Below are 24804 nucleotides of genomic sequence, written 5' to 3'. Positions count from 1 at the left end.
CGTTCTAAATTACTGAGCTAGAGTGTGTTCTTTTAAATAATCTTCGGTGCGTTGCATTGCGTCTTTAATGTTAAGAATTGCATTTTCAACATCGGCAAAAGTCTTGGCATTACCACCACTTAAAGCCTGACGCCATTTTCGAGCACCCGGAAGGTTTTGGAATAAACCCAAAATATGGCGCGTGATAATCGACAATGGCGCACCCTCAGCCATACGCTTTGCAATATACGGCAGCATTTGGTCAATAATTTCAAAGCGATCAGGTAGATCCAAATTCCACAGCTGTCCCAGCTCTGCCAAAAGGTAGGGATTATGGTAGGCCTCACGACCAATCATCACACCATCAACATGTTTGAGATGTTCTTGTGTTTCAGCAAAGGTTTTGATCCCGCCATTAATTTCAATCAATAGATTTGGACGTTCTTGCTTTAAACGATAGACATCTTCATAACGTAGTGGGGGAATGTCACGGTTTTCTTTCGGAGAAAGCCCCTGAAGCAAGGCAATACGTGCGTGTACGATAAAATTATCGCAGCCCGTTTTCGTGACTGTATCGACAAAATGTAGCATTTCTTCATAAGAATGCATGTCATCAATCCCGATACGATGCTTTACCGTGACTGGAATCTCCACGGCATTTTGCATTTCAGCAATACATTCAGCGACAAGGTCAGGTTCTGCCATGAGACAGGCCCCGATTTTATTATTTTGTACACGGTCGCTTGGACAGCCGACATTTAAATTGACTTCATCATAACCCCAGTCTTGTGCCATTTTGGTACAAGTGGCTAAGTCTTTAGGATTTGAGCCACCGAGTTGTAGCACAATCGGGTGTTCTTCATTGTTATAGTCGAGATGACGATTTGCACCGCCAAACAGAATCGCGCCAGTGGTCACCATTTCGGTATAAAGGATGACATTCGGGTTAAATAAGCGGGCAAAGAAACGATAATCTTTGGTCGTCCAATCCATCATCGGCGCAACACTAATTCGTGGAGATTGAGTGTTTTCAATGTTTTTGTTAATAGTCATTAAAAATCATACCTTTAATCTATATTCTGCAACCTGCGAGAATTTGTTTGAACCTGTGTTTAGGTGGGTGAATCCATTTGCATTTACACCAAATTTTACACCATAATAGAAAAAATAGCTTTTGGTGTAAATTATGGGTTCAATTACAGCAAGGAAAGGTGCAGATGGTAAAGTTAACTATCGTGCTGCGATTCGAATCACTCGAAAGGGCTTTCCTGCTTTTTCTGAAAGTAAAACATTTCACTCAAAGAAATTAGCTGAAAACTGGATTAAGAAACGAGAAGTCGAAATTCAAGAAAATCCTGATATTTTGCTTGGCAAAGAAAAGTTGATTGATCTGACCTTATCAGATGCCATAGATAAATATTTGGATGAAGTCGGGAGCGAGTACGGAAGGACGAAACGCTATTCTCTGCTCTTAATTAAGAAGCTACCAATTGCGCGCAATATTATCACAAAAATAAAATCAGTACATTTGGCCGAGCATGTGGCTTTAAGGAAGGGTGGAATTCCGTACCTCGATCTTGAACCTATTGCGACTAGTACACTGCAACATGAGCTTTTACATATCAGAGGTGTTCTTTCTCATGCTGCTGTTATGTGGGAAATGGATATTGATTTAAATAGCTTCGATAAGGCTACTGCTCAGTTAAGAAAAACACGTCAAATATCCTCCAGTCAAAAAAGAGACCGACTGCCTTCGAGAGATGAATTGATTGCATTGACGAAGTATTTTGCAGAACGATGGAAGCTAAATCGTTATGGCTCTAAATACCCAATGCATTTGATTATGTGGTTTGCAATTTTCTCATGCAGACGTGAAGCTGAATTAACACGATTGTATCTTCGAGATTATGACCCACATCATTCAACGTGGAAAGTGCATGATTTAAAGAATCCTAATGGTTCTAAAGGTAATCATAAGTCATTTGATGTACTTGATCCTTGTAAGGAGCTGATCAAAAGACTGAAACATTCAGAAGTTCGAGAACGGATGCTAAAGCTTGAACATAATGAAAATTTGTTATTGCCTTTGAATCCCAAAATTTTGGGTAAAGAGTTTAGAGAAGCTTGTAAAATTTTGGGGATTGAAGATTTACGATTTCATGACTTGAGACATGAAGGCTGTACTCGATTAGCTGAACAGAGTTTTACTATTCCTGAAATTCAGAAAGTAAGTTTGCACGATTCTTGGGGGAGTTTACAGCGTTATGTATCAGTGAAAGCGAGAAGAAATATATTACAGTTGGAGGAGGTGCTACGCCTCATCGATGAAACGTAGCAAAATCTTTGGATGCCTCTGAATATTGCTTATCCAAGACAGCAGCAAGATCCTTAATGTGTACCAAAAATGGAGCACGTTTACTTTTATCTATTTTGAATACTGAGAAAGGGAATTGTTGATTATTCGCTTTTCTCAGTGCTTCGGCTTTGCTGAGGTGGGGATAATAGTCAGAAACTACTGTCATTAGTTCAACGGTCATAGAACGATACTTTATAAAAAGTAGTTCGGTAGTATTAATTTGAAAGCAATTCATGAAGTGGGTATTCCATACATAAAACTTTTTTAATTTGAATGGGTCACCTTTGAAGTAAGGCTGACCATCCCTATGTCTTAATCTTATTTTTTTGATGTAGGTCTTTATGTAATACTAATAATTAGAAATAATATTTTACTAGAGTTGTGGTATAACATATTGAAAACTATTATTTAGATTCATAAATGAAAAATTGCACACTTCTTGATTTTGAGCAATTGCAGGATGAAATTCTGAATTGCTTTTTGGATCATGCTGGACGTTTTTTAAGAGAACATAAAATAATAAGCGATCCTGACCCAAAGACTGAGTTTGAAGCGTCAGAACGCGAATTTTTGGTTGAACTGATGGTAGAGCATAGCCAAATGCAGTTCTTTGGTGAAACGTATTCGGTACAGGACTTGCTGAATTTGCTTGGTCAAATTAATACGGTAATAGAGGGGATTCGTGATTATAGACAGCAGCAGATTAATGAGAAATATTCTGAAATATTAAATAAATATATTGAGTTGGTTGTTGATGAAGGCGGTAGAGTCTACACCTATAACCCGAGTTTGAAGCGTAGAATCAATGGAATTTTGAATATAAGAAAACGATATGCGCCGCTGTTGCATAAAAAGCTTGAAATATTCTATTCAGAATTAACTGGTTATGCTCAAAAAAATGGCAGATTTAAAAATGCTTCGCAGGCAGTACAACTGATTTTACCCACGCTGCAAATCAAGTTTAGAGAGTTTGATTTGCAATGGGTTCAAAGCAGATTAGAGACAAATAAACAGAAAATTTTAGATTTAACAGAAGCCAGAAAAAATAACGAAAATAAAGACACCTGTGAAGATGATGATTTTGGTGTGTCATTTAAAATTCAGGATAGAACCTATCTAAACCAGATCAGGGAATTACAGAATGAAAATAAAAAATGGGAACAGTTTCTACAGCATCCAGAGCGGTATTTTCCACAGCAAAAGCAACTCCCATTTAATACAGCATATTGCGATGAAGTGCTGGTCAATCACTTAAGGCGTCGTCCTGATTTATTGAAAGAGATTATCCAAGTTCAATTATGAATATCATTGAGGTGATGAGGGGGGCTCGTTCTTAGGCAGCAAGTGGATGAGGTGTGCTATTGCTGCTTGCTCCTAGAAATGAGTAACTGTTAGCTCAGCTCAGGTTTGAGCTGGTACAACTTCATCGTCATTTTGTACGGTATTGCCATATTGATGATGCTGATCAAACCCTAAAGCATAATTGGTATTTGGTTGATTTTTGATTGTTAAAAATTGCTTTTGTTTTGCGCATTCGTTTCTCAATTGAGTTTCAATTTCGCCAAGTGCTTCGGGTGCAAGAGTTTGGTTAATGCTTTGTTGATCTGCTTCGTTAATCTCGCCTAAAAAAGCTTTAATTTTCTCTAATTCAATGGTTTGATTTGTAGCCGGCTTTGTTGCACAAAGATTTCATAACTATATGATTTTAAAAGTTTTGATTATTTTTTGATCCAAAATTAAATTTATTTAAATCAGATGCTTACATATTTATGCAACAAAGCCGCTTCTACAGCAAAAATTAACAGTGCACCAATAATCAGTGCAGATGCCACAACCGAAGGACTGAATAAAACTTGTTTAATAAAATCAACAGCTATAACTCCGATCACTACTGCAGGAATAAATGAAATGAAGACATTTATCGCAAAACGTCTCGCATGGTAATCACCTGATATAAAACCATGTAGTAGATTAATAATTTTTTTACGGTAGAGCCAACAAACGGCTAAGATTGTGCCCAGTTGAATGACAACTTCAAAGACACAGCCTGAGCCTGAATGAAAATCAATTAAATGGCCAAATAAAATTAAATGACCAGTACTGGAAATGGGTAAAAACTCCGTTAAACCTTCTATAAAACCTAAAAATAAGGCTTTAAGTACTGAAATTATATCCATAAATAAAGTGAGTCACAGAATAATAATAGCCATCACTTTTAAGATATTTTTCTGCATTTATAAGTGCATTGAGCTAAATTTTTACGCTTTCTTTACGCGGCATCCAAAGTTATGAATAGAGACTTTACGGTCTTATTTTTCATACTGGATTTTGGAATATCCCAATGCTTAGGATGAAAAACATGAGTGCGGTCATTCACGCGCATCAGCAGGTACAGCATCAAAAAAATTGCGTTGTACTAAATAATCAAAATAAACGTTATTTCAATATCTGCATGCAGATTTCAGCTCTGAAACATAGGAGTGAAATGCCATGTTAGAGTTTGCTTTGCTTTTAGCCATCGTCTTTGTTCTGGCTTATCCCTTGGGTAAATACCTCGCAGCAATTATGCACAACCGCGATATGAAAATTGATCCTCTATTCAATTGGATTGAAAAGCCCATTTACGCGGTTTTAGGAATCAATCCCAAACGGGGGATGAATGTCAAAACCTATTCATTCAATTTTGTCATGAGCTGTGCAGTGATCGGTTTGGTGACTTGGACTCTATTTATGGTTCAAGCCAGCCTGCCGTTGAACCCAAACCATGCACCGAATATGTCATGGGATTTGGCGCTGCATACCATGATTTCGTTTCTGACCAATACCAACCAGCAGCACTATTCAGGACAGGCGCAACTGTCTTATTTATCGCAAATGGTCGGCATTGTCGGCTTGCAGATCTTCACGCCGATGATGGGCCTGGCGATGGTGGTGGCTACAGTTCGAGCACTGTTCTACAAACAATCCAATGCACTTTCTGAAACCGATCAACAGACCAGCTTTAAGCATAAAGTGCAACAAATTAATGTCGGCAACTATTGGGCCGATGTGATTCGTCCGACGTTCCGCTTTCTGATTCCTTTATGCATGGTTTGGTCATTATTGCTCACTAGCCAAGGCGTACCATCGACTTTTCAAGGCGGCCCAGAAGTTCAAGTCATCGACCAAAGCAGCGAATTAACAACGCAAAAAATACCTTTAGGCCCTGTTGCGCCCATGGTAGCAATTAAGCAATTGGGCAGTAATGGTGGTGGCTGGTATGGTCCGAACAGCAGTGTACCTTTGGAAAATCCGACACCATTGTCAAACTTTCTGGAAATGCTTGCGATTTTACTGATCCCTGTTTCGGTGATTTTTATGCTGGGCTTTTTCACCAAACGCGCCAAATTCGCAGGCTTGGTCTTTGCTTCAATGCTGCTGATGTCGATCATTTCTGCGACTAGCGCTATCTGGTCAGAAAGCCTTTCATCGACTTCGACATTGCTTTCCGCCATGGAAGGTAAAGAAGTGCGTTTTGGCGAGGCATCATCTGCTTTGTGGTCAGCGGTCACCACCCAAGTCAATAACGGCTCAGTGGATATGATGCATGATTCATCTGCACCGCTCACAGGTATGGTGCAATTGTCCAATATGCTGATCAATGCCATTTGGGGCGGGATTGGCTGTGGTTTACAGCAATTCATTATTTATCTGTTTTTAGCAGTCTTTATTGCAGGCTTAATGACCGGCCGCACCCCAGAATTGTTTGGCCGCAAAATTGAAGCCGGTGAAATCAAGCTGCTCGCTGTTGTGATTTTGATCCAACCCATCGTCATTCTTGGTTTAACCGCAATAACTGTATTTTTTCCTGAATTGACGGGCAACAGTAATCCGCAATACCACGGCATTTCTCAAGTGCTGTACGAATATGTGTCTGCATTTGCCAACAATGGCTCAGGCTTTGAAGGGCTATCAGACAATACCGTGTGGTGGAATGTCACATGCGGTATTGCTTTATTGCTCGGCCGTTTCCCGACATTAATTATTCCTTTAATCATCGCTACACGTTTAGCTGCTAAACGCCAAGCACCTGAAAGCAGCGGCAGTTTAAAAGTCGAAACGCCAACATTCGCACTGACTTTAATTGCCATTGTGGTGATGTTGACCTTATTGCAATTTATGCCAGCCCTGGTCTTGGGGCCAATTGCTGATCATCTGTTATTGGTTCAAGGTTAAGGGGGAGTACAATGAATCATTCAAAACACACTGTTCAAACACAGCAAAACACCATAGCTTCAACCTTATTTCAAGCTGAAGCATGGAAAAATGCTTTTATTAAACTGCTGCCGCAGCATGTGATTAAAAATCCGGTGATGGCCATCGTTTGGCTTGGGACGCTGATTACACTGGTTAGTACAATTCTAGGTCAATCTAGTTTGGTTTTTGGCTTATTGGTGACGTTGATTTTATTTGTGACGGTTCTCTTTGCCAATTATGCCGAAGCGGTTGCTGAAGCCAAAGGCCGCGGACAGGCGTCATCCCTGCGTCAAGCGCGTCAGAATTTGACGGCGCGCCGGATCCATTCTAAAGATGATATGGATGGGGTGCAGATTTCAGCGGCTGAATTGAACATGCATGACTTGATTGAAGTGCGTGCAGGGGAATTGATTCCCGCAGATGGTGAAATAATTCAGGGCTTTGCTACGATCAATGAAGCTGCAGTAACAGGTGAATCTGCGCCGGTACTCCGTGAAGCGGGCACAGATAAATCTGGGGTGATTGGCGGAACCAAAGTCTTAACCGACCGGATCATCGTGCAAGTGACCGCAGAGGCGGGAAATAGCTTTCTCGACCGAATGATTGCTTTAGTCGAAGGCTCAAACCGTCAAAAAACACCGAATGAAATTGCCTTAGGTATTTTACTGACCGTGATGACTGTGACTTTTATCATCGTCGTGGTCAGCCTGCCGTTGATTGGACATTTCCTGCATATTGAAATCAGCCCGATTTTATTGGTGGCGCTATTGGTCTGCTTGATTCCAACCACCATCGGCGGCTTATTGCCAGCTATTGGAATTGCAGGGATGAACAGAGCGCTCAAAGCCAATGTGATTGCCAAATCAGGCAAGGCGGTTGAAGTTGCAGGCGATATAGATGTTTTACTACTCGATAAAACCGGAACTATTACTTACGGTGACCGTCAGGCGACTGCTTTTTATCCCTTAACAGGAGTGACGGAGTCTGAACTTCGCCAAGCGGCGGTACTGACTTCTTTGGCCGATCCAACGCCAGAAGGTAAATCGGTGGTTGCTTTGGCCAAAGAGCAAGGTGAAAGAGTGGCCGAGCCTGAACAGGCTGAATTTATCGCTTTTAATGCGTCCACACGCATTTCAGGCCTTAACTTGGCGGATGGTCATCAAGTGCGTAAAGGCGCTATGGATGCCATTCTTAAATTCGCTTCGCAAAACCTTGAAAATCATGCCGAACTGAAAGCGCGCGTAGAACAAATAGCTTCAAAAGGGGCAACGCCGCTGGTCGTGGCTAAAGACCAGAATTTGTTGGGTGTCATTGAACTATCAGACGTGATTAAGCAAGGCATTAAAGAAAAATTTGCGCGCTTACGTGAAATGGGCATTAAAACTGTGATGGTGACCGGAGATAATCCGCTCACAGCAGCGGCCATCGCAGCAGAGGCTGGTGTGGATGATTATATCGCTGAAGCGAAACCAGAAGATAAACTCACATGCATTCGAACCGAGCAAAACAAAGGACATTTGGTAGCGATGGTCGGTGACGGTACTAATGATGCACCGGCGTTGGCCCAAGCAGATATTGGCTTAGCCATGAACTCGGGAACGCAAGCAGCCAAAGAAGCAGGCAATATGGTGGACTTAGATTCTGATCCAACCAAATTGCTATCTGTGGTTGAAATAGGCAAACAGCAGCTGATTACTCGCGGTGCATTAACCACCTTTTCCTTGGCGAATGATGTATCAAAGTATTTTGCAATTTTGCCGGCATTATTCGTCGCGGCAATTCCGCAAATGCATGTGTTAAATGTCATGCAACTAGGCAGTTCTGAAAGTGCCATCCTGTCTGCGCTGATCTTTAATGCGATCATTATTCCTCTGCTGATTCCAATTGCACTGCGCGGTGTGAAATTCAAACCTTCGACATCTACCCAATTATTGCGCCGCAACATGCTGATTTATGGTGTGGGCGGGGTGCTGCTACCGTTTATTGCCATTAAAGCGATTGATCTGCTGATCAGTCCAATCTTGGCCCTATAAATTTTTTGAGGATGACAAAGTGAATATGCAAAATCATCAATTGGCAGACTCATCATGGGGTGAGAAACTGCGCGCTTCGTTTGGAATGACCATCATTGCTCTAGGCTTATGCGGCTTTGTATATAGTGCTGCTGCAACCAGCTTAGGACAAATGCTCTTTCCAAAACAAGCCAACGGCAGCTTGATTGTCGAAAATAATCAAGTGATCGGTTCACGCTTAGTGGCACAGCCTTTTGCCCAAGTTCAATATTTCCATCCGCGTCCATCTGCCGCAAATTATGATCCTATGGCGATGGCCGGAAGCAACATGGCGAGAACCAATCCTGAACTGCAGAAAGCCATAGAGGAACGGCTGAATCGAATCGCAGCGAAGGAACAGATTGAAAAATCTAAAATTCCTGCGGATCTGGTCACCGCTTCAGGCAGTGGCATCGACCCTGAAATTAGCGTGCAATCAGCCATGATTCAAGTGAAGCGGATTGCCCATGCACGGCATATGCCTGAACAGAATGTCGAAAAACTGATTCAGTCGCATACGGTTCAGCCGATTTTTGGGATTTTAGGGCAGGCACGTATCAATGTGCTTGAATTGAATTTGGCTTTGGATCGGGGCGGGAAGTGATATGAATGGCTTGAAGATTAAAATATAGTGATTGAACGCTATTAAATAATTTGAATTAAGTTACATACGATTGTTGGGCGAGGGGATGTTCTATACCTCCGCCCAACGGTGGCATCCATATTGCCCAGCAATAGCCAAGCTGACTTTAGACGCATTTAAATGAATTTAAAAACATCTTTTTAAAGCAATAAATAAAGATTACTTCTATGACTGATCAACGAACCAATAAAGCCGATGTTTTGCTGCAACATACACAGCGTTATCAGTCTGGGCGGCTGACGATTTTTTTAGGCGCAGCTCCGGGCGTGGGAAAGACCTTTGCCATGCTGGTTCGTGCGCATGAACTGGCGCTGCAGGGTATTAATATCGTCATTGGCTATGTAGAAACGCATGGCCGTAGAGAAACTGAAAATTTAATTTCTGGTTTAGATATAATTCCGCGCAAGGCTATTGAATATCAAGGGCAGCATCTGGAGGAAATGAATCTAGATGCCGTTTTGGATAAAAAGCCCAGTATTGTTTTGGTGGATGAATTTGCCCACACTAATATGCCCGGCAGCCGTCATGAAAAACGCTGGCAAGACATCAATGAATTATTAGATGCTGGTATTGATGTTTTTACCACCATGAACATTCAGCATTTGGAAAGTTTGAATGATGTGGTATATCAAATCACTGGGATTCGTGTCACTGAAACCGTGCCAGACCGGGTGTTCGAACGGATTAGAGATATCCGCTTAATTGATTTGCCTGTGAATGAGCTGTTGGAGCGCTTAAACCAAGGGAAGGTTTATGTGCCTGAGCAGGCGGAACAGGCCTTACAGCGATTTTTCAACAGCTCCAACTTAACGGCACTGCGTGAACTGGCAATGCAAACCGTTGCCAATTATGTTGATAATGATGTACGCGAAAATTTCGCCATTCAAGGGCTTGCTCAAATCCCCTTAAAAAATCATGTCTTAATTATGATTGATGGCAAAGGGCATTCTGAAGCTTTAGTTCGGACTGGATGCCGTATTGCCGAGCATCGTGCGGCAAACTGGACGGTTGTTGCTTTTTCTCATGATACGCAAATCATGAATAAACAGGAAAACTCGCAAAGCCGTGAAATAGAACGGGCTTTAAACTTAACGCGTCAAATGGGCGGAATGACAGAAGTCCTTTACGGCCAGCAACATGCTAAAACTTTATTTGATTATGTGATGGACCGCGGCATTTCAACCTTAGTTTTAGCGCAAGCGGCTCCGCAAAAGTTTTCGCTGAATTTAAGGCTCAATTTGATTGATCAATTACTGCAATACCGGCCCAGTTTTGAACTCAGTATAGTGCCGATTATTGCAGAGAATAAGCATCTGTCCTTTTTCACTCAAAGGGCATTCTTGTCGCTGAGAGAAATACAGTACGTACTAGCCACCACGGTCATCAGCATTGTGATTGCAAGCTTAGGGGAAAAGTATTTAGGGATTGAAGATCTTTCGGTGATTTTTATCACCGCTGTGGTTTTTGTGGCATCAAAAACACGGATGCTGGCTGCAGCTTTTTCAGCCATCCTATTCTTTCTAGCTTATAATTTTTTCTTTATTTCCCCGCAATTTACATTTCAGATTTCTGCACATCAGGGGATTGTCACCGTGATTGCATTTTTGGGCGCGGCTTTAATTTCGAGCCGATTAGCGTCACGTTTGAAAGAGCAGGTGACTGCACTCAAAACGGCGAACAGTTATAACAGCATTATGCAGGATTTAGGGCAGAAGCTGTCCACAGCATTAGATTTGGCACAAATCAAGGAGATTGCTGAACATAGCCTGAGTAAAAATCTCAATGCAGATGTCTGGCTGTATTTCCCAGATACTGCAGCAACTCAAGCATCATCGACTATCATGAGTAATAAAGAAAAAATTTCAGCCGATTGGACATTCAAAAACCATCAACCGTCCGGTCGCTTTACCCAAACCTTGACGGAAAATGAGTGGTGGTTTTTGCCCTTATTGGCTTCCAAGCAATGCTTAGGCGTGGTGGGGTTGAAACTTAAAGATGTGCAAGCAGTAATCAATACGGAGCAAAAACAGCTCGCTGAACTCATGGTAGAGTATCTTGCGCAGGCGATTTTCCGCACCCAGCTGACCAAGGCTTTGGAAATAGCCAATGTGAATTCTGAAACGGAAAAATTGCGCTCGGCATTATTATCATCCGTATCGCACGATTTACGCTCGCCTTTGGCGTCGATGATTGGAGCAGCGGATACTTTGAGCACTTACCGCCATTCCATGAATGAAAATGATCAGGACAGCTTGCTGGAAGCGATTCATTTAGAGGGGGAGCGTTTAGACCGCTATATTCAAAACCTACTGGATATGACCCGTTTAGGCCATGAAGGCTTAAGCTTGAAGCGGGACTGGATTGGAGTTGATGAACTGATCGGTTCAGCAGTGCGCCGTTTAAACCGTTATATGCCAGATGCATTGGTTGAAGTGCATGCGCCTCAAGAATCTTTGAGTTTATTTGTACATGCCGCCTTGATTGAACAGGCCATTTTTAATGTACTGGAAAATGCCGCAAAATTTTCACCAGAAAATAAAGCTGTGATGATTGAGGTGCAGCAGGTGAATGAAAATGAGATCGAAATTGCCATAACTGATAAGGGGCAGGGTATCCCGGAAGGTGAGCGGGAACGCATTTTTGACATGTTTTATACCATGCAGCGCGGCGACCGCGGGCAATATGGTACAGGCTTGGGCTTGACGATTGTGAAAGCGATTGTGGGTGCGCATATGGGGAAAATCATGGCATCATCAGGCAAGAACAATCAAGGAACATGTATCCGCATACAGCTTCCTATTCAGCAAATTACTTAAAGCATCTAGCAGCTTTTAGGTGGGAAAATGCCAGAACAGAATGAATCAGCCAGCTCCATGACCAATGTCTTGATTATTGATGATGAAAATCAGATTCGAAAATTCTTGGATATAGCACTCAGAGCGCAAGGCTATAAAACGCTTTTGGCTGAAAATGGCCAAAAGGGTTTGGAACTCCTAGCTTTGCAAGGCGCGGATTTAGTGATCCTCGATTTGGGTTTGCCAGATTTGGATGGTTATGAGGTTTTGTCTGAGCTTCGCACATGGTCGCACGTTCCAGTGATAGTGCTGTCTGTGCGGGCAAATGAAGAAGAAAAAGTGAAGCTTCTGGATGCTGGCGCAAATGATTATGTCACCAAGCCGTTTAGTGTTCAGGAGCTGGTGGCGCGCATTCGTGTACTGCTTAGGCAGCACCAGCATAGTACTGTTGATACTGTAATTTTTGATGATGGCGTATTAAAAATCGATTTTTCCAAACGGCAGGTTTTTTTAAATCAACAATTGCTCTCCTTAACACGCAAAGAATATCAGCTGCTGAATTTATTGGCGAAAAATAAAGGCCAATTGATTACTCAGCCGCAAATATTGAAAGAGCTGTGGGGGCCAACGCACCAAGAAGATACGCATTATTTACGGATTCTGGTGGCTAAATTAAGAGTGAAGTTAAATGATAATGCTGTGCAGCCTAAATATATTATTACTGAACCGGGAGTGGGTTTGCGATTTTTGAAGATTTATTAATATTAAATATGCCATTTATTTTACATGAGTAATTAGACCTCTTTCATAAATCATTTTTTGCTCAGTTCCAAGTTGTAGATTCCAGCGATTAAATTGAATCTCAAACTAAGCCTTTTACATCTATTTCGATAACGCTCAGCAAGGATTTTGAAGGTTTTCAGGTTGCCAAATACATGCTCAATTCCGATTCATCTTTTATTGATTTCTTGATTATAGATTTTCAATTCAGGATCCAATTTACAGTGTCTTTTGGCTTTTAATGGCAACAGGCTATTCGGATACAACACATAAATCCGCTGATAGCCTTTATCTGCCAGGATAAAAGCCCCAAAAGGAATCTGGTTTAAATTGCGTTTGAACAACTCGAAATCATGCACTGCCCCGCGACTGGCACATAAACTCAGAATTTGCTGAGTTTTGTAGTGAATCATGGCTTGTACTTTAAAGGTATGGGTCTTTTTTTTGCCGCTATAGCTTTTCTTCTGTTTTTTTAGGCCTTTGGATTGGAATTTCCGTGGCATCCACGATCACAACATTCCAGTCGATGCCTTCGCCCTCGGGTAAATCTTTGGGTAAATTAAACAGATTGGACCGAAGCAGGCAGTCTTCAACATGACGGACAATTCTTGAGGCTGTGGGCTCTGAAACCCCGTAACTCGTCGCAACGTGAAATAAGGTTCGGTATTCCCGCCAATAGCTCAGACAGAGCAGAACCTGATCCTCCAGGCTTAACTTGGGCGGTCTGTCTTTGGCAGAGACATGCTTCTGCAATTGCTCAACCATCAAATAGAAAGTTGACCATGAGATGCCTGTGTATCGCTTGAACTGAGGATCAGAAAGCTTGTTTGAATCGATGTATTTCATCCGCAGATTATGCACGGGTGGTGTATCAAAAAGTATGCTAAAAAAAAGCAGGTTGAATTTTGATAAAATAGAGAAATGCAAATAACTCTAGAAATCAAATGTCCAACCTGCCTCAGTGACAAGTTCAGCGGACGCTTACAGTACAGCATCCAAAAATATGCTTCGTACAAAAATTAAAAAATCATAGATATATTAATATGAAAAACAGTTCCATTTCCCACTGTTCAAAGGGGAGTGAAATGCCATGTTAGCGTTTATTTTACTGCTCGCAATAGTCACTATTTTGGCTTATCCCTTGGGGAAATACCTCGCGGCTATTATGCAAAATCGTGAGATGAAAATTGACCCTGTGTTCAATTGGATTGAAAAACCAATCTATGCAGTGCTGGGAACCAATCCTAAACTTGGTATGAACGTGAAGACCTATTCATTGAGTTTCGTACTGAGTTGTTTGGTCCTTGGATTGGTGACTTGGGTTTTATTTATGACACAAGCCAGCTTGCCATTGAACCCGAATAATGCACCGAATATGTCATGGGATTTGGCGCTGCACACCATGATTTCCTTTCTGACCAATACCAACCAGCAACATTATTCAGGGCAGGTTCAACTGTCTTATTTGTCGCAGATGGTGGGTATTGTTGGTATGCAAATCATTACCCCCATGATGGGCTTGGCGATGGTTGTCGCAACAGTCCGTGCGTTGTTCTATAAGCAATCGAATACATTGTCAGAAGTAGATCAGAATGCAAGTTTCGGTAGCAAAGTTCAGAAAATTAATGTCGGGAACTATTGGGCAGATGTGATTCGTCCAACGTTTCGTTTTCTAATTCCGCTGTGTATGGTGTGGTCGCTATTGCTGAATAGTCAAGGGGTGCCGTCTACATTTCAGGGTGGTCCTGAAGTTCAAGTCATTGACCAAACGGCTGAATTAAAAACTCAAAAAACTCCATTAGGCCCAGTTGCACCCATGGTGGCAATTAAACAGCTCGGCAGTAATGGTGGTGGTTGGTATGGACCAAACAGTAGTGTGCCCCTCGAAAATCCAACGCCATTATCCAACTTTTTAGAGATGCTGGCGATTCTACTGATTCCAGTTTCTGTCATTTTCATGTTGGGTTTTTTCACCAAACGCGCAAAATTTGCAGGCTTTGTTTTTGGTTCAATGTTGCTGATGTCGGTCATTTCGGCAAGCAGTGCAATTTGGTCTGAAAGTCTTTCATCTACAGCAACACAGCTTTATGCAATGGAAGGTAAAGAAGTTCGTTTTGGTGAAGCATCTTCTTCACTTTGGGCAGCCGTTACCACACAAGTGAATAATGGCTCTGTCAACATGATGCATGATTCATCTGCACCGTTAACAGGTTTTGTGGCTTTAGCCAATATGCTGATTAATGCCATTTGGGGCGGTATTGGTTGCGGTTTACAGCAATTTATTATCTATCTGTTTTTGGCAGTATTTATTGCCGGTTTAATGACAGGGCGTACCCCAGAATTGTTTGGTCGAAAAATTGAAGCGGGAGAAATTAAATTGTTGGCGGTGGTGATATTAATCCAACCGATTGTGATTTTAAGTTTAACGGCTGTGACTTTATTTTTCCCTGAACTGACAGGAAATAGTAATCCGCAATACCACGCTGTCTCACAAGTGCTGTATGAGTATGTTTCTGCATTTGCCAATAACGGTTCAGGCTTTGAAGGTTTGGCAGATAACACCGTATGGTGGAATGTGACCTGTAGCCTTGCTTTATTGTTGGGTCGTTTCCCAACACTGATTATTCCATTGTGGATTGCAGCACGTTTAGCGGCTAAACGTCAGGCGCCTGAAAGCAGCGGCAGTTTAAAAGTCGAAACGCCAACCTTTGCGTTCACGCTCATTGCCATTGTGGTGATGTTGACTTTATTACAATTTATGCCAGTGCTCGTCTTAGGGCCGATTGCTGATCATTTGTTATTGGTACAAGGTTAAGGGGCAGTACAATGAATCATTCAAACCAATCTGTTCAAGCTATTCAAAGCAAACCATCTCAAAATGAGAGATCTCAAAAACAGTCATCTGCAACTTTGTTTCAAGCTGAAGCATGGAAAAATGCATTTATTAAATTGCTTCCACAACATGTGATTAAAAATCCTGTGATGGCGATTGTCTGGCTAGGCACTATTATTACTTTCGTTAGTACCGTGTTAGGTAAAGCCAGCTTGGTGTTTGGCTTATTGGTCACTTTTATTTTATTTGTCACTGTACTGTTTGCCAATTATGCAGAAGCGGTGGCAGAAGCCAAAGGTCGTGGTCAAGCATCATCTTTAAGACAAGCACGTCAGAATTTGACTGCACGCCGTATTCAAAATAAAGATGATGCTGACGGTGTGCAAATTGCAGCAAGTTTATTAAAAATGCATGACCTGATCGAAGTTCGAGCGGGTGAACTCATTCCTGCCGATGGCGAAATTATTTATGGTTTTGCCACCATTAACGAAGCGGCTGTTACGGGTGAATCTGCACCTGTATTGCGTGAAGCGGGTACAGACAAGTCGGGCGTGATTGGCGGAACCAAAGTTTTAACCGACCGTATTGTTGTACAAGTGATGGCCGAAGTAGGAAATAGTTTCCTTGACCGCATGATTGCTTTGGTTGAAGGTTCGAACCGTCAAAAAACCCCCAACGAAATTGCATTGGGTATTTTACTCACGGTCATGACCGTGACTTTTATTGTCGTGGTGGTGAGTCTGCCCTTTATTGGACATCTTCTGAATATAGAAATTAATCCAATTTTGTTGGTAGCGTTGTTGGTGTGTTTAATTCCAACGACTATTGGCGGGTTGTTGCCTGCAATTGGTATTGCGGGAATGAACAGAGCCTTAAAAGCCAATGTGATTGCCAAATCAGGTAAAGCAGTTGAAGTGGCGGGTGATGTGGATGTGTTATTGCTCGACAAAACAGGAACCATTACTTATGGTGACCGTCAGGCAACTGCATTTTATCCGCTCGCAGGTGTGACCGAATCAGAGCTTCGTCAAGCAGCGGTATTGACCTCACTTGCAGACCCAACACCAGAAGGGAAGTCTGTGGTGGCTTTGGCAAAAGAATTGGGGGAACGTGTGGTTGACCCAGAGCAGGCGGAATTTATTGCCTTTAATGCATCAAGTCGTATTTCAGGTATTAATTTGTCAGATGGTCATCAAATACGTAAAGGGGCTTTGGATGCGATTCTTAAATTTGCATCACAGACCCTTGAAAACCATAGCGAACTCAAAGCCCGTGTAGAGCAAGTCGCATCTAAAGGTGCAACCCCGTTGGTGGTCGCGAAAGATCAAAACCTTTTAGGGGTGATCGAGCTTTCTGATGTGATTAAGCAAGGGATTAAAGAAAAATTTGCGCGCTTACGTGAAATGGGCATCAAAACCGTCATGGTCACAGGGGATAACCCGTTAACTGCAGCAGCCATTGCAGCGGAAGCAGGTGTCGATGACTATATTGCTGAAGCAAGACCTGAAGATAAACTGAATTGTATTCGTGAAGAGCAGAATAAAGGGCATTTGGTGGCGATGGTCGGGGATGGAACCAACGATGCACCTGCTTTGGCACAGGCTGATATTGGACTCGCCATGAATTCAGGTACACAAGCGGCCAAAGAAGCTGGCAATATGGTGGATTTGGATTCAGACCCCACCAAATTACTGGCGGTTGTTGAAATTGGGAAACAACAGCTCATTACCCGAGGTGCATTAACCACTTTCTCCTTGGCAAACGATGTGTCGAAATACTTTGCAATTTTACCTGCATTGTTCGTTGCTGCTATTCCGCAAATGAGCGTGTTGAATGTGATGCAATTGGGCAGTTCTGAAAGCGCCATTCTTTCAGCACTTATTTTTAATGCCATGATCATTCCATTACTGATTCCAATTGCTTTACGTGGTGTGAAGTTTAAACCGTCTACATCTACACAATTGTTACGCCGTAATATGTTGATTTATGGTGTGGGTGGGGTGTTGTTGCCATTCGTTGCAATCAAAGTGATTGATCTGATGATCAGTCCATTGTTGTCACTTTAAAAATTTGTGAGGATGAAAAAAAATGAATATTGAAAATAATCAATTAATTGATTCATCGTTGACGGGTTTAACACGTGCTTCTGTTGGCTTAAGTATTGTTGCTTTGGGGCTATGCGGTTTTATGTATAGTTCAGTTGCAACAGGACTGGGTCAAGTGATCTTTCCGCATCAAGCCAATGGCAGTTTGATTGTGGAGAAGGATCGGGTTGTGGGATCAAGTCTGGTTGCACAGCCTTTTGTTCAGGCACAGTATTTTCAGTCACGCCCATCGGCTTCAAATTATGATCCGATGGCAATGGCAGGGAGTAATATGGCGAGAACCAATCCAGCTTTGCACCAAGCAGTCGATGAACGTTTAAATCAAATTGCAGCACAGGAACAGATTGAAAAATCAAAAATTCCAGCAGATTTGGTGACTGCTTCAGGCAGTGGAATAGACCCTGAAATAAGTGTGCAGTCAGCGTTGATTCAGGTCAAACGTGTTGCACAAGCACGACAGATTTCTGAGCAAGATGTGTTGAAATTAGTACAGCAACATACGGTTCAACCCACTTTAGGCATTTTGGGGGCTGAACGTGTGAATGTGCTTGAACTGAATTTGGCTTTGGATCGGATGGCTAAATAAATCAAATGAATATTTGAGAAATTAGACCAAGATGAATGGCTTGTTTTTTTTAAGGATTATTTTGAAACAAAATAGTCTAGAAAAAGCGAGTATGTATAATCGTTAAGCTCGTAATTCCTTACTTTTCAGGGATGAAGAGTCACAAAAATTCTAAATAGGATTGTGGGCTCTTCCTTGAGCCCGATCCAACAGCGACATTTATGTGGCTTCACGATAGCGAAAAATGATTTGAAGTTCATTGAAAATAAATTTTTAAAAACATATTTTAAAACAATCTATAAAGATTATTTTTATGACAGCTCAACGAACCAATAAAGCAGATGTTTTGCTACAACATACGCAGCGCTATCAATCTGGGCGCTTAACCATATTTTTAGGGGCAGCCCCCGGTGTGGGGAAGACCTTTGCTATGCTGGTTCGTGCGCATGATTTGGCCTTGCAGGGCAACAATATTGTCATTGGCTATGTAGAAACGCATGGTCGTGCAGAAACCGAAAATTTGGTTGCAGGGCTCACGATTATCCCGCGTAAAATCATTGAATACCAAGGGCATCAACTTGAAGAAATGGACTTGGACGCTGTACTGGATAAAAAACCAAGTATCGTTCTTGTTGATGAATTCGCCCATACCAACATGCCAGGCAGTCGCCATGAAAAGCGTTGGCAGGACATCAATGAATTATTAGATGCAGGTATTGATGTTTTTACTACCATGAACATTCAGCATTTAGAAAGTTTGAATGATGTGGTATATCAAATTACAGGGGTTCGCGTCACCGAAACGGTGCCAGATCGGTTATTCGAACGTATCCGTGATATTCGCCTAATTGATTTGCCAGTCAATGAATTATTGGAACGCTTAAATCAAGGCAAAGTTTATGTGCCTGAACAAGCAGAACAGGCATTGCAGCGGTTTTTTAACAGTTCCAATTTAACCGCTTTACGTGAATTAGCCATGCAAACGGTTGCTAGCCATGTCGATAGCAATGTACGGGAAAACTTTGCTATTCACGGGCTTGTACCAATTCCCTTAAAAAACCATATTCTAGTTATGGTAGATGGCTGTGGAAATTCTGAAGCTTTAGTGCGGACAGGATGCCGAATTGCAGAACATCGTTTAGCAAATTGGACTGTCGTAGCCTTTTCTCAAGATACTCAAGTCATCGATAAACAAGAAAACTCACAAAGCCGTGAAATAGAACGAGCCTTGAATTTAACGCGTCAATTGGGCGGCATGACCGAAATCCTTTATGGCCAGCAGCATGCAAAAACTTTATTTGATTATGTCATGGATCGCGGTATTTCGACCCTGGTTCTAGCGCAATCTATTCAGAAAAATTTTTCGTTAAGTCTAAGGCCCAATTTGATCGATCAATTACTGAAATATCAGCCAAATTTTGAACTCAGTATTGTGCCGATTATTGCGGATAAAAAATATCATTCAGTTTTCAATCAAAGGGCATTTTTTTCGATTAGGGAAATGCTGTATGTGCTTGCGACCACTGTCATCAGCATTGGAATAGCAAACTTGGGTGAAAAGTATCTTGGTATAAATGATCTATCCGTTATTTTTATTACCGCAGTAGTTTTTGTTGCATCAAAAACACGAATGTTAGTAGCGGTTTTTTCTGCCCTATTATTCTTTTTGGCCTATAACTTTTTCTTTATTTCACCACAATTTACATTTCAGATCTCTGCACATCAGGGTGTAGTCACGGTAGTTGCATTTTTGGGAGCCGCCTTAATTTCGAGCCGTTTGGCTTCACGTTTGAAAGAACAGGTGACCGCCCTCAAAACGGCAAACAGCTATAACAGCATCATGCAAGATTTAGGACAAAAACTGTCTACAGCGGTAGATTTACAACATGTTCAAGATATTGCTGAAAATAGCCTGAGCAAAAACTTAAATGCTGAAGTTTGGATTTATTTCCCTGAAACATCACAAGCGAAAACAGCATTAGAAAATATCAGTGATAAAGAAAAGATTTCGGCTGATTGGACTTTAAAAAACCATCAGCCATCCGGCCGCTTTACACAAACCCTGACGGAAAATGAGTGGTGGTTTCTACCGTTGTTGGCTTCTAAGCAATGTTTAGGTGTGATTGGATTAAAATTCCCGGATGTTCAAACTATTTTAAATACTGAACAAAAACAATTGGCTGAAATTATGGTGGAGTATATTGCACAAGCTATTTCCCGTACGCAACTTACCAAGGCCTTAGAAATAGCCAATGTGAATTCTGAAACAGAAAAATTGCGCTCAGCGCTTTTATCTTCAGTGTCGCATGATTTGCGATCACCTTTAGCCTCTATGATTGGCGCAGCGGACACTTTGAGTAGTTACCGTCATTCGATGGATGAAAAAGATCAGGACAGTTTGCTGGAAGCTATTCATTTAGAGGGCGAACGTTTAGACCGCTATATTCAAAACTTATTGGATATGACCCGTTTAGGGCATGAAGGTTTAAGCTTGAAGCGGGACTGGATTGGCGTAGATGAATTAATTGGTTCAGCTATACGCCGACTAAAGCGTTATATGCCGCAGGCTTTAGTCGAGCTACATGCGCCTCAAGAATCTTTGAGCTTATTTGTACATGCTGCATTGATTGAACAGGCAATTTTTAATGTTTTAGAAAATGCAGCGAAATTTTCGCCAGAAAATAAAGCAGTAATCATTGATGTGGCACAAATAAATGAAAATGTGATTGAAATTGCCATTACCGACCAAGGCCAGGGCATACCGGAAGATGAGAGAGAACGTATTTTTGATATGTTTTATACAATGCAGCGCGGTGACCGCGGGCAATATGGCACAGGTTTAGGCCTCACCATTGTTAAAGCGATTGTAGGTGCGCATATGGGGGAAATCATGGCATCATCAGGCAAGAATAATCAAGGAACATGTATCCGCATACAGCTTCCTATTCAGCAAATTGCTTAATATAGACAGCGGTTTCTAGGGGGGAGAAATGCCAGAACAAAATGAATCAGCCAGTTCTATGACCAATATATTGATTATTGATGATGAAAACCAGATTCGAAAATTCTTAGACATTGCACTCAGAGCACAGGGCTATAAAACGCTTTTGGCTGAAAATGGCCAAAAAGGCTTAGAACTTTTGGCTTTACAAGGTGCAGACTTGGTCATTTTAGACTTAGGACTGCCTGATTTAGACGGTTTTGAGGTTTTGTTAGAGCTTCGGACATGGTCGAATGTTCCGGTCATCGTGTTGTCAGTGCGTGCAAATGAAGAAGAAAAAGTTAAGCTTTTAGATGCTGGCGCAAATGATTATGTCACCAAGCCATTTAGTATTCAGGAGCTGATGGCACGCCTACGTGTACTGCTCAGACAATATCAGCATAGCACTGCTGATGCTGCAAGTTTTGATGATGGTGTATTAAAAATTGATTTTTCTAAACGTCAGGTTTTTCTCAATCAGCAATTGCTTTCCTTAACACGCAAAGAATATCAGCTGCTGAGTTTGTTAGCGAAGAATAAAGGCCAATTGATTACTCAGCCTCAAATTCTGAAAGATCTATGGGGCCCAACGCATCAAGAAGATACCCATTATTTGCGGATCTTAGTCGCTAAATTAAGAGGGAAATTAAATGATAATGCCATTCAGCCAAAATATATTATTACTGAACCTGGTGTTGGATTGAGGTTTTTAAATACTTATTGATTTAAAAGGAATTTATCATTCTTTTTGTGGGCTGATATTGTTGTTTTTATACGTGATAAAAAGATTTAAGGAGTGCTTTTTTAAACAGTTTTATTTTACGTTTTGTTTACGTTACTTTAGGGGGAACTTGTTTTATTTTGATAGCTATCAAAGTTTGATAGGATCAAATTATGAGTGCTTTACTCATGAAGAAACACAATATTGTAGACGCTGCTGAATTAATCCAAGATTCGACACCCCTTAATCTAAAGTGTGACAATACTGAAGATTTACTATTTCTAGAAGAAGTAAAAAGTTATCTGGATCGCTATCCCAATACCAATCATGTTGATGTTTATTTACATGATCTTAATGGGCATGTCCGTGGTAAACGTATAGATATCGCATGTTTAAAAAAAGTTGTACAAGAAAGTTATTTCCCGCTCTCCATTTATGCGATGAGTCTTAATGGTGAAATAATTGAAGAAACGGGTTTAGGTCGATCAATAGGGGAGCCTGATTGTTTATGTAAGCCAGTACTCGGCAGCCTACAACCCTGTGCTTTAAAACCAGAATCAAATGCACAGTTATTTCTGAGCATGAAAGATGATCAAAATAATGATTGCCCAGTTGAACCCCGCAATATTTTAAAAAAAGTTTTAAACAGCTTACACCAACAAAACTTTTATCCCTGTATGGCCGCTGAATTAGAATTTTATTTGGTGGATGGTGATGGTGCTTGTAGTTCGAATACCACATATCTAAATCAATGTTTTGATGTGAATGTGCAAGATAGATATCAAGAAGTTTTAGATGAAATTGAACGTATTGCCATTTTACAGAACATTCATATTACAGGCTTAGTATCCGAATCCTCTTCAGGGCAATATGAAATCAATATTCAGCATAGTAAGAACATCCTTAAGCTATGCGACCAGATCATGATGTTGAAACGCACAATCAAACAAATTGCTGTAAAAAATGGACTGAAAGCCAGTTTTTTAGCAAAGCCAGATATGCATAAAGCTGGCAGCGGCATGCACTTTCATATGAGTGTTTTAAATCAAGATCATCAAAATATTTTTAGCAGAAACAATAATAATTTGCTGTCACATCAGTTATTGAAAGCGATTAGTGGCTTGATTGTATTGCTCCCCTCGTCAATGGCAGTTCTTGCACCCAATGTAAATTCATTTAGACGCTTTAAAGTGGGCAACCATGTCCCATTAGAAGCGAATTGGGGTATCAATAACCGTAACGTGGCCATCCGTATACCTTGTTCTGACAATGAAAATCAGCGCTTAGAATACCGTGTTGCAGGTGCTGATTGTAATCCGTATTTAACCGTTGCCATGATCTGTATAGGGGCATTGCATGGGTTAACGCAACCTTTAGAAATACCTAAGGATGTTAGCCAATCCAAAGGTGAGCCTGTTTTTTTGAGCACGAATCAGCTGGATGCTTTAGCACTTTTTCAAGGCAATGCCATTTTAGAAAAATACATCGGGAAAGATTTTATTGAGTTGTGGTATACGGTAAAACGTGCGGAGTATCAACATATTTATCATCAGATTACCTCAATAGAACAGCATTGGGATGTTTAGCAGACGTAATATGAATCCAAAACTCAGTTCTATTGATGATTCTGAAAATCAGCAGCTCAATGAAGATTTATATTTAAAATATAATTTGCAGGAAATGAATGCAGAAGTTTTGATACAGAAATATCCTCAAGCCTCCAAAAATATGAAAAAACTAATCCGAAATATTTTTAAAGAAAGAGGTTTTAATCAAAATGAGATAGAAGTTTTATTTATACGATTAAAGTAAAATAAATATGCCAATAGTACTGTTGATACTATTGGCATTCATTTTTAAAAAGATTTAGTGAGTGTGAAAACTGCTGCTGTTTTAACGCCCTTTTTATTTGTATCGCTTAAACCACCCGTTGTTAAATTGCTACCCATCGCTGCTAATTCAGCAAGCAGTCCCATTGGTTTATAGGCATAAGTTACACCTATTTTCCAATCAAAAAAATGGTCCTCTGCTTCAGAACCATAAATTTCCTCGCTTGCTTTTGAATAGCCTAGGCTTGCATTTGCACCAAAATCAGATTGAGAGATAGGGGTTGCATACAATACATTAAAATACCAGTTTGAGATATCTTTACCCATGCTCTCACTGGTTACTTTGCCACCATAGTTATTGGTATAGCTTATGCTTGGTATAAGGCTGTCGCTTTGATGCAGTAAGGCATTAAAAATCATTTTGAAATAATATTCATTATAATTTAAATCACTGTTGCCGACATAATTGTAGCGCAGCATGCCAATATCTGCTGTGGGATGTATTGATCCTAATGTTACTGGTGCTGTATAGCCAATTTGAGGATCCAATTCTAAATGTGCTTCGTCCCCAAAATCTACATTCGATGCAAATATAGAAAAATAAACTCCTGAAGCATGGTTTAAAAGAAAGTTGCCTTGTAATGCAGGGTCATTCTTTGTTTGAGTCTGACCACGCCAGCGATATTCGCTCGCAAGTGAAACGTTCCCAGAAAAGCTTAAATCAGCAGGTTTACCATTATCTGAAGCTAAAGCGTAACTTGAAGATAGTGTCGTGAGGCAAATAAATAGATTGTGCAGGTTTTTCATAACATCCTGAATAAATAGTCAGTAGAGTGATGTATGTTAGATTTTAATCTATTGATATATAATAAAATTATCGTAAATTTTACGTAAAATTCATATAAAATCAAGATGTATACATTATTCTAAC

Annotated in this window: 19 protein-coding genes and 2 pseudogenes; 14 read left to right on the top strand and 7 right to left on the bottom strand. The window is 41.0% G+C overall.

Going from position 1 to position 24804, the window contains the following annotated elements; genetic code table 11:
- Nucleotides 1-9 precede the first annotated feature (9 nt).
- Nucleotides 10-1032: a tRNA dihydrouridine(20/20a) synthase DusA gene (gene dusA, locus ACY3FQ_RS13585; RefSeq protein ID WP_424904590.1), complete on the bottom strand. Its 1023-nt coding sequence runs from the start codon at nucleotides 1030-1032 to the stop codon at nucleotides 10-12.
- A 133-nt stretch (nucleotides 1033-1165) separates the two neighbouring features.
- Here dusA and ACY3FQ_RS13580 point away from each other — a divergent pair, with 133 nt between their 5' ends.
- Nucleotides 1166-2314: a tyrosine-type recombinase/integrase gene (locus ACY3FQ_RS13580; RefSeq protein ID WP_489774186.1), complete on the top strand. Its 1149-nt coding sequence runs from the start codon at nucleotides 1166-1168 to the stop codon at nucleotides 2312-2314.
- On the opposite strand, the gene ACY3FQ_RS13575 is transcribed toward ACY3FQ_RS13580, so the two are convergent.
- Nucleotides 2298-2570: a pyocin activator PrtN family protein gene (locus tag ACY3FQ_RS13575; RefSeq protein WP_004644614.1), complete on the bottom strand. Its 273-nt coding sequence runs from the start codon at nucleotides 2568-2570 to the stop codon at nucleotides 2298-2300. The two genes, ACY3FQ_RS13580 and ACY3FQ_RS13575, sit on opposite strands and share 17 nt — an antisense overlap.
- Nucleotides 2571-2755: 185 nt before the next feature.
- On the opposite strand from ACY3FQ_RS13575, the gene ACY3FQ_RS13570 reads away from it, so the two are divergent.
- Complete coding sequence (locus ACY3FQ_RS13570) at nucleotides 2756-3637, top strand: hypothetical protein (RefSeq protein ID WP_004777874.1); 882 nt, start codon at nucleotides 2756-2758, stop codon at nucleotides 3635-3637.
- Nucleotides 3638-3736: 99 nt separating this feature from the next.
- Here ACY3FQ_RS13570 and ACY3FQ_RS13565 read toward each other — a convergent pair.
- A pseudogene (locus ACY3FQ_RS13565) lies at nucleotides 3737-4003 on the bottom strand (hypothetical protein); the annotation flags it as partial.
- A gap of 113 nt (nucleotides 4004-4116) precedes the next feature.
- Nucleotides 4117-4512 (bottom strand): annotated as a pseudogene (locus ACY3FQ_RS13560) (undecaprenyl-diphosphate phosphatase); the annotation flags it as partial.
- A gap of 313 nt (nucleotides 4513-4825) precedes the next feature.
- On the opposite strand from ACY3FQ_RS13560, the gene kdpA (ACY3FQ_RS13555) reads away from it, so the two are divergent.
- From kdpA (ACY3FQ_RS13555) to ACY3FQ_RS13535, 5 genes are all read left to right on the top strand, one after another.
- The gene (kdpA, locus tag ACY3FQ_RS13555) at nucleotides 4826-6550 is read left to right on the top strand and encodes a potassium-transporting ATPase subunit KdpA (protein ID WP_039890241.1); all 1725 of its coding nucleotides are present in this window, start codon (nucleotides 4826-4828) and stop codon (nucleotides 6548-6550) included.
- Nucleotides 6551-6561: 11 nt separating this feature from the next.
- Nucleotides 6562-8604: a potassium-transporting ATPase subunit KdpB gene (gene kdpB / locus ACY3FQ_RS13550; protein WP_004281624.1), complete on the top strand. Its 2043-nt coding sequence runs from the start codon at nucleotides 6562-6564 to the stop codon at nucleotides 8602-8604.
- A gap of 19 nt (nucleotides 8605-8623) precedes the next feature.
- Nucleotides 8624-9226: a potassium-transporting ATPase subunit KdpC gene (kdpC, locus tag ACY3FQ_RS13545; RefSeq protein ID WP_004679624.1), complete on the top strand. Its 603-nt coding sequence runs from the start codon at nucleotides 8624-8626 to the stop codon at nucleotides 9224-9226.
- A 206-nt stretch (nucleotides 9227-9432) separates the two neighbouring features.
- On the top strand, nucleotides 9433-12081 hold the full coding sequence (locus ACY3FQ_RS13540; protein ID WP_005400786.1) for a sensor histidine kinase: 2649 nt from the start codon (nucleotides 9433-9435) through the stop codon (nucleotides 12079-12081).
- 27 nt (nucleotides 12082-12108) lie between these two features.
- Entirely contained in the window at nucleotides 12109-12822 is a 714-nt protein-coding gene (locus ACY3FQ_RS13535; RefSeq protein ID WP_004692355.1) for a response regulator, read from the top strand.
- A gap of 188 nt (nucleotides 12823-13010) precedes the next feature.
- Here ACY3FQ_RS13535 and ACY3FQ_RS13530 read toward each other — a convergent pair whose 3' ends face one another.
- Both ACY3FQ_RS13530 and ACY3FQ_RS13525 read right to left on the bottom strand, forming a co-directional pair.
- Nucleotides 13011-13343, bottom strand: a complete 333-nt coding sequence (locus ACY3FQ_RS13530) for a transposase (RefSeq protein WP_004692353.1) — start codon at nucleotides 13341-13343, stop codon at nucleotides 13011-13013.
- Entirely contained in the window at nucleotides 13291-13767 is a 477-nt protein-coding gene (locus ACY3FQ_RS13525) for a transposase family protein (protein WP_489774183.1), read from the bottom strand. Before ACY3FQ_RS13525 ends, ACY3FQ_RS13530 begins: the two co-directional genes overlap by 53 nt.
- A gap of 163 nt (nucleotides 13768-13930) precedes the next feature.
- On the opposite strand from ACY3FQ_RS13525, the gene kdpA (ACY3FQ_RS13520) reads away from it, so the two are divergent.
- The 7 genes from kdpA (ACY3FQ_RS13520) (at nucleotide 13931) to ACY3FQ_RS13490 (ending at nucleotide 23856) form a co-directional block, all read left to right on the top strand.
- On the top strand, nucleotides 13931-15655 hold the full coding sequence (gene kdpA / locus ACY3FQ_RS13520) for a potassium-transporting ATPase subunit KdpA (protein ID WP_489774181.1): 1725 nt from the start codon (nucleotides 13931-13933) through the stop codon (nucleotides 15653-15655).
- A gap of 11 nt (nucleotides 15656-15666) precedes the next feature.
- Nucleotides 15667-17739: a potassium-transporting ATPase subunit KdpB gene (gene kdpB, locus ACY3FQ_RS13515; protein ID WP_489774180.1), complete on the top strand. Its 2073-nt coding sequence runs from the start codon at nucleotides 15667-15669 to the stop codon at nucleotides 17737-17739.
- A 22-nt stretch (nucleotides 17740-17761) separates the two neighbouring features.
- The gene (gene kdpC, locus ACY3FQ_RS13510) at nucleotides 17762-18364 is read left to right on the top strand and encodes a potassium-transporting ATPase subunit KdpC (RefSeq protein ID WP_489774179.1); all 603 of its coding nucleotides are present in this window, start codon (nucleotides 17762-17764) and stop codon (nucleotides 18362-18364) included.
- A 292-nt stretch (nucleotides 18365-18656) separates the two neighbouring features.
- Complete coding sequence (locus ACY3FQ_RS13505) at nucleotides 18657-21305, top strand: ATP-binding protein (RefSeq protein ID WP_489774177.1); 2649 nt, start codon at nucleotides 18657-18659, stop codon at nucleotides 21303-21305.
- A gap of 28 nt (nucleotides 21306-21333) precedes the next feature.
- Nucleotides 21334-22047, top strand: coding sequence for a response regulator (locus tag ACY3FQ_RS13500; protein WP_489774176.1), 714 nt, complete (start codon nucleotides 21334-21336; stop codon nucleotides 22045-22047).
- 170 nt (nucleotides 22048-22217) lie between these two features.
- Nucleotides 22218-23630 (top strand): glutamine synthetase family protein, encoded by a 1413-nt coding sequence (locus ACY3FQ_RS13495; protein WP_241392140.1) that lies wholly within the window; start codon nucleotides 22218-22220, stop codon nucleotides 23628-23630.
- A gap of 10 nt (nucleotides 23631-23640) precedes the next feature.
- Nucleotides 23641-23856, top strand: a complete 216-nt coding sequence (locus ACY3FQ_RS13490; protein ID WP_241392141.1) for a hypothetical protein — start codon at nucleotides 23641-23643, stop codon at nucleotides 23854-23856.
- A 44-nt stretch (nucleotides 23857-23900) separates the two neighbouring features.
- Here the strand turns inward: ACY3FQ_RS13490 and ACY3FQ_RS13485 are convergent, their stop codons facing one another.
- Nucleotides 23901-24680 carry a TorF family putative porin gene (locus tag ACY3FQ_RS13485; protein ID WP_241392142.1) on the bottom strand — a complete coding sequence of 260 codons (780 nt, stop codon included), beginning with the start codon at nucleotides 24678-24680 and terminating at the stop codon, nucleotides 23901-23903.
- Between the last annotated feature and the right edge of the window lie 124 nt (nucleotides 24681-24804).

The organism is Acinetobacter sp. AB03 (genome assembly GCF_058107045.1).
Note: the sequence above shows the minus strand (reverse complement) of the source record. Positions and strands in the feature narration are given on the sequence as shown.

Excerpts from the sequence above, each read along its gene's own strand:
- kdpB (WP_489774180.1), top strand. The coding sequence starts at position 15,667 with ATGAATCATTCAAACCAATCTGTTCAAGCTATTCAAAGCAAACCATCT.
- ACY3FQ_RS13530 (WP_004692353.1), bottom strand. The coding sequence starts at position 13,343 with ATGCCACGGAAATTCCAATCCAAAGGCCTAAAAAAACAGAAGAAAAGC.
- ACY3FQ_RS13505 (WP_489774177.1), top strand. The coding sequence starts at position 18,657 with ATGACAGCTCAACGAACCAATAAAGCAGATGTTTTGCTACAACATACG.
- kdpB (WP_004281624.1), top strand. The coding sequence starts at position 6,562 with ATGAATCATTCAAAACACACTGTTCAAACACAGCAAAACACCATAGCT.
- kdpA (WP_489774181.1), top strand. The coding sequence starts at position 13,931 with ATGTTAGCGTTTATTTTACTGCTCGCAATAGTCACTATTTTGGCTTAT.
- ACY3FQ_RS13535 (WP_004692355.1), top strand. The coding sequence starts at position 12,109 with ATGCCAGAACAGAATGAATCAGCCAGCTCCATGACCAATGTCTTGATT.
- dusA (WP_424904590.1), bottom strand. The coding sequence starts at position 1,032 with ATGACTATTAACAAAAACATTGAAAACACTCAATCTCCACGAATTAGT.
- kdpC (WP_489774179.1), top strand. The coding sequence starts at position 17,762 with ATGAATATTGAAAATAATCAATTAATTGATTCATCGTTGACGGGTTTA.
- ACY3FQ_RS13500 (WP_489774176.1), top strand. The coding sequence starts at position 21,334 with ATGCCAGAACAAAATGAATCAGCCAGTTCTATGACCAATATATTGATT.
- ACY3FQ_RS13495 (WP_241392140.1), top strand. The coding sequence starts at position 22,218 with ATGAGTGCTTTACTCATGAAGAAACACAATATTGTAGACGCTGCTGAA.
- ACY3FQ_RS13490 (WP_241392141.1), top strand. The coding sequence starts at position 23,641 with ATGAATCCAAAACTCAGTTCTATTGATGATTCTGAAAATCAGCAGCTC.
- ACY3FQ_RS13570 (WP_004777874.1), top strand. The coding sequence starts at position 2,756 with ATGAAAAATTGCACACTTCTTGATTTTGAGCAATTGCAGGATGAAATT.
- ACY3FQ_RS13485 (WP_241392142.1), bottom strand. The coding sequence starts at position 24,680 with ATGAAAAACCTGCACAATCTATTTATTTGCCTCACGACACTATCTTCA.
- kdpA (WP_039890241.1), top strand. The coding sequence starts at position 4,826 with ATGTTAGAGTTTGCTTTGCTTTTAGCCATCGTCTTTGTTCTGGCTTAT.
- ACY3FQ_RS13540 (WP_005400786.1), top strand. The coding sequence starts at position 9,433 with ATGACTGATCAACGAACCAATAAAGCCGATGTTTTGCTGCAACATACA.
- ACY3FQ_RS13580 (WP_489774186.1), top strand. The coding sequence starts at position 1,166 with ATGGGTTCAATTACAGCAAGGAAAGGTGCAGATGGTAAAGTTAACTAT.
- ACY3FQ_RS13575 (WP_004644614.1), bottom strand. The coding sequence starts at position 2,570 with ATGAATTGCTTTCAAATTAATACTACCGAACTACTTTTTATAAAGTAT.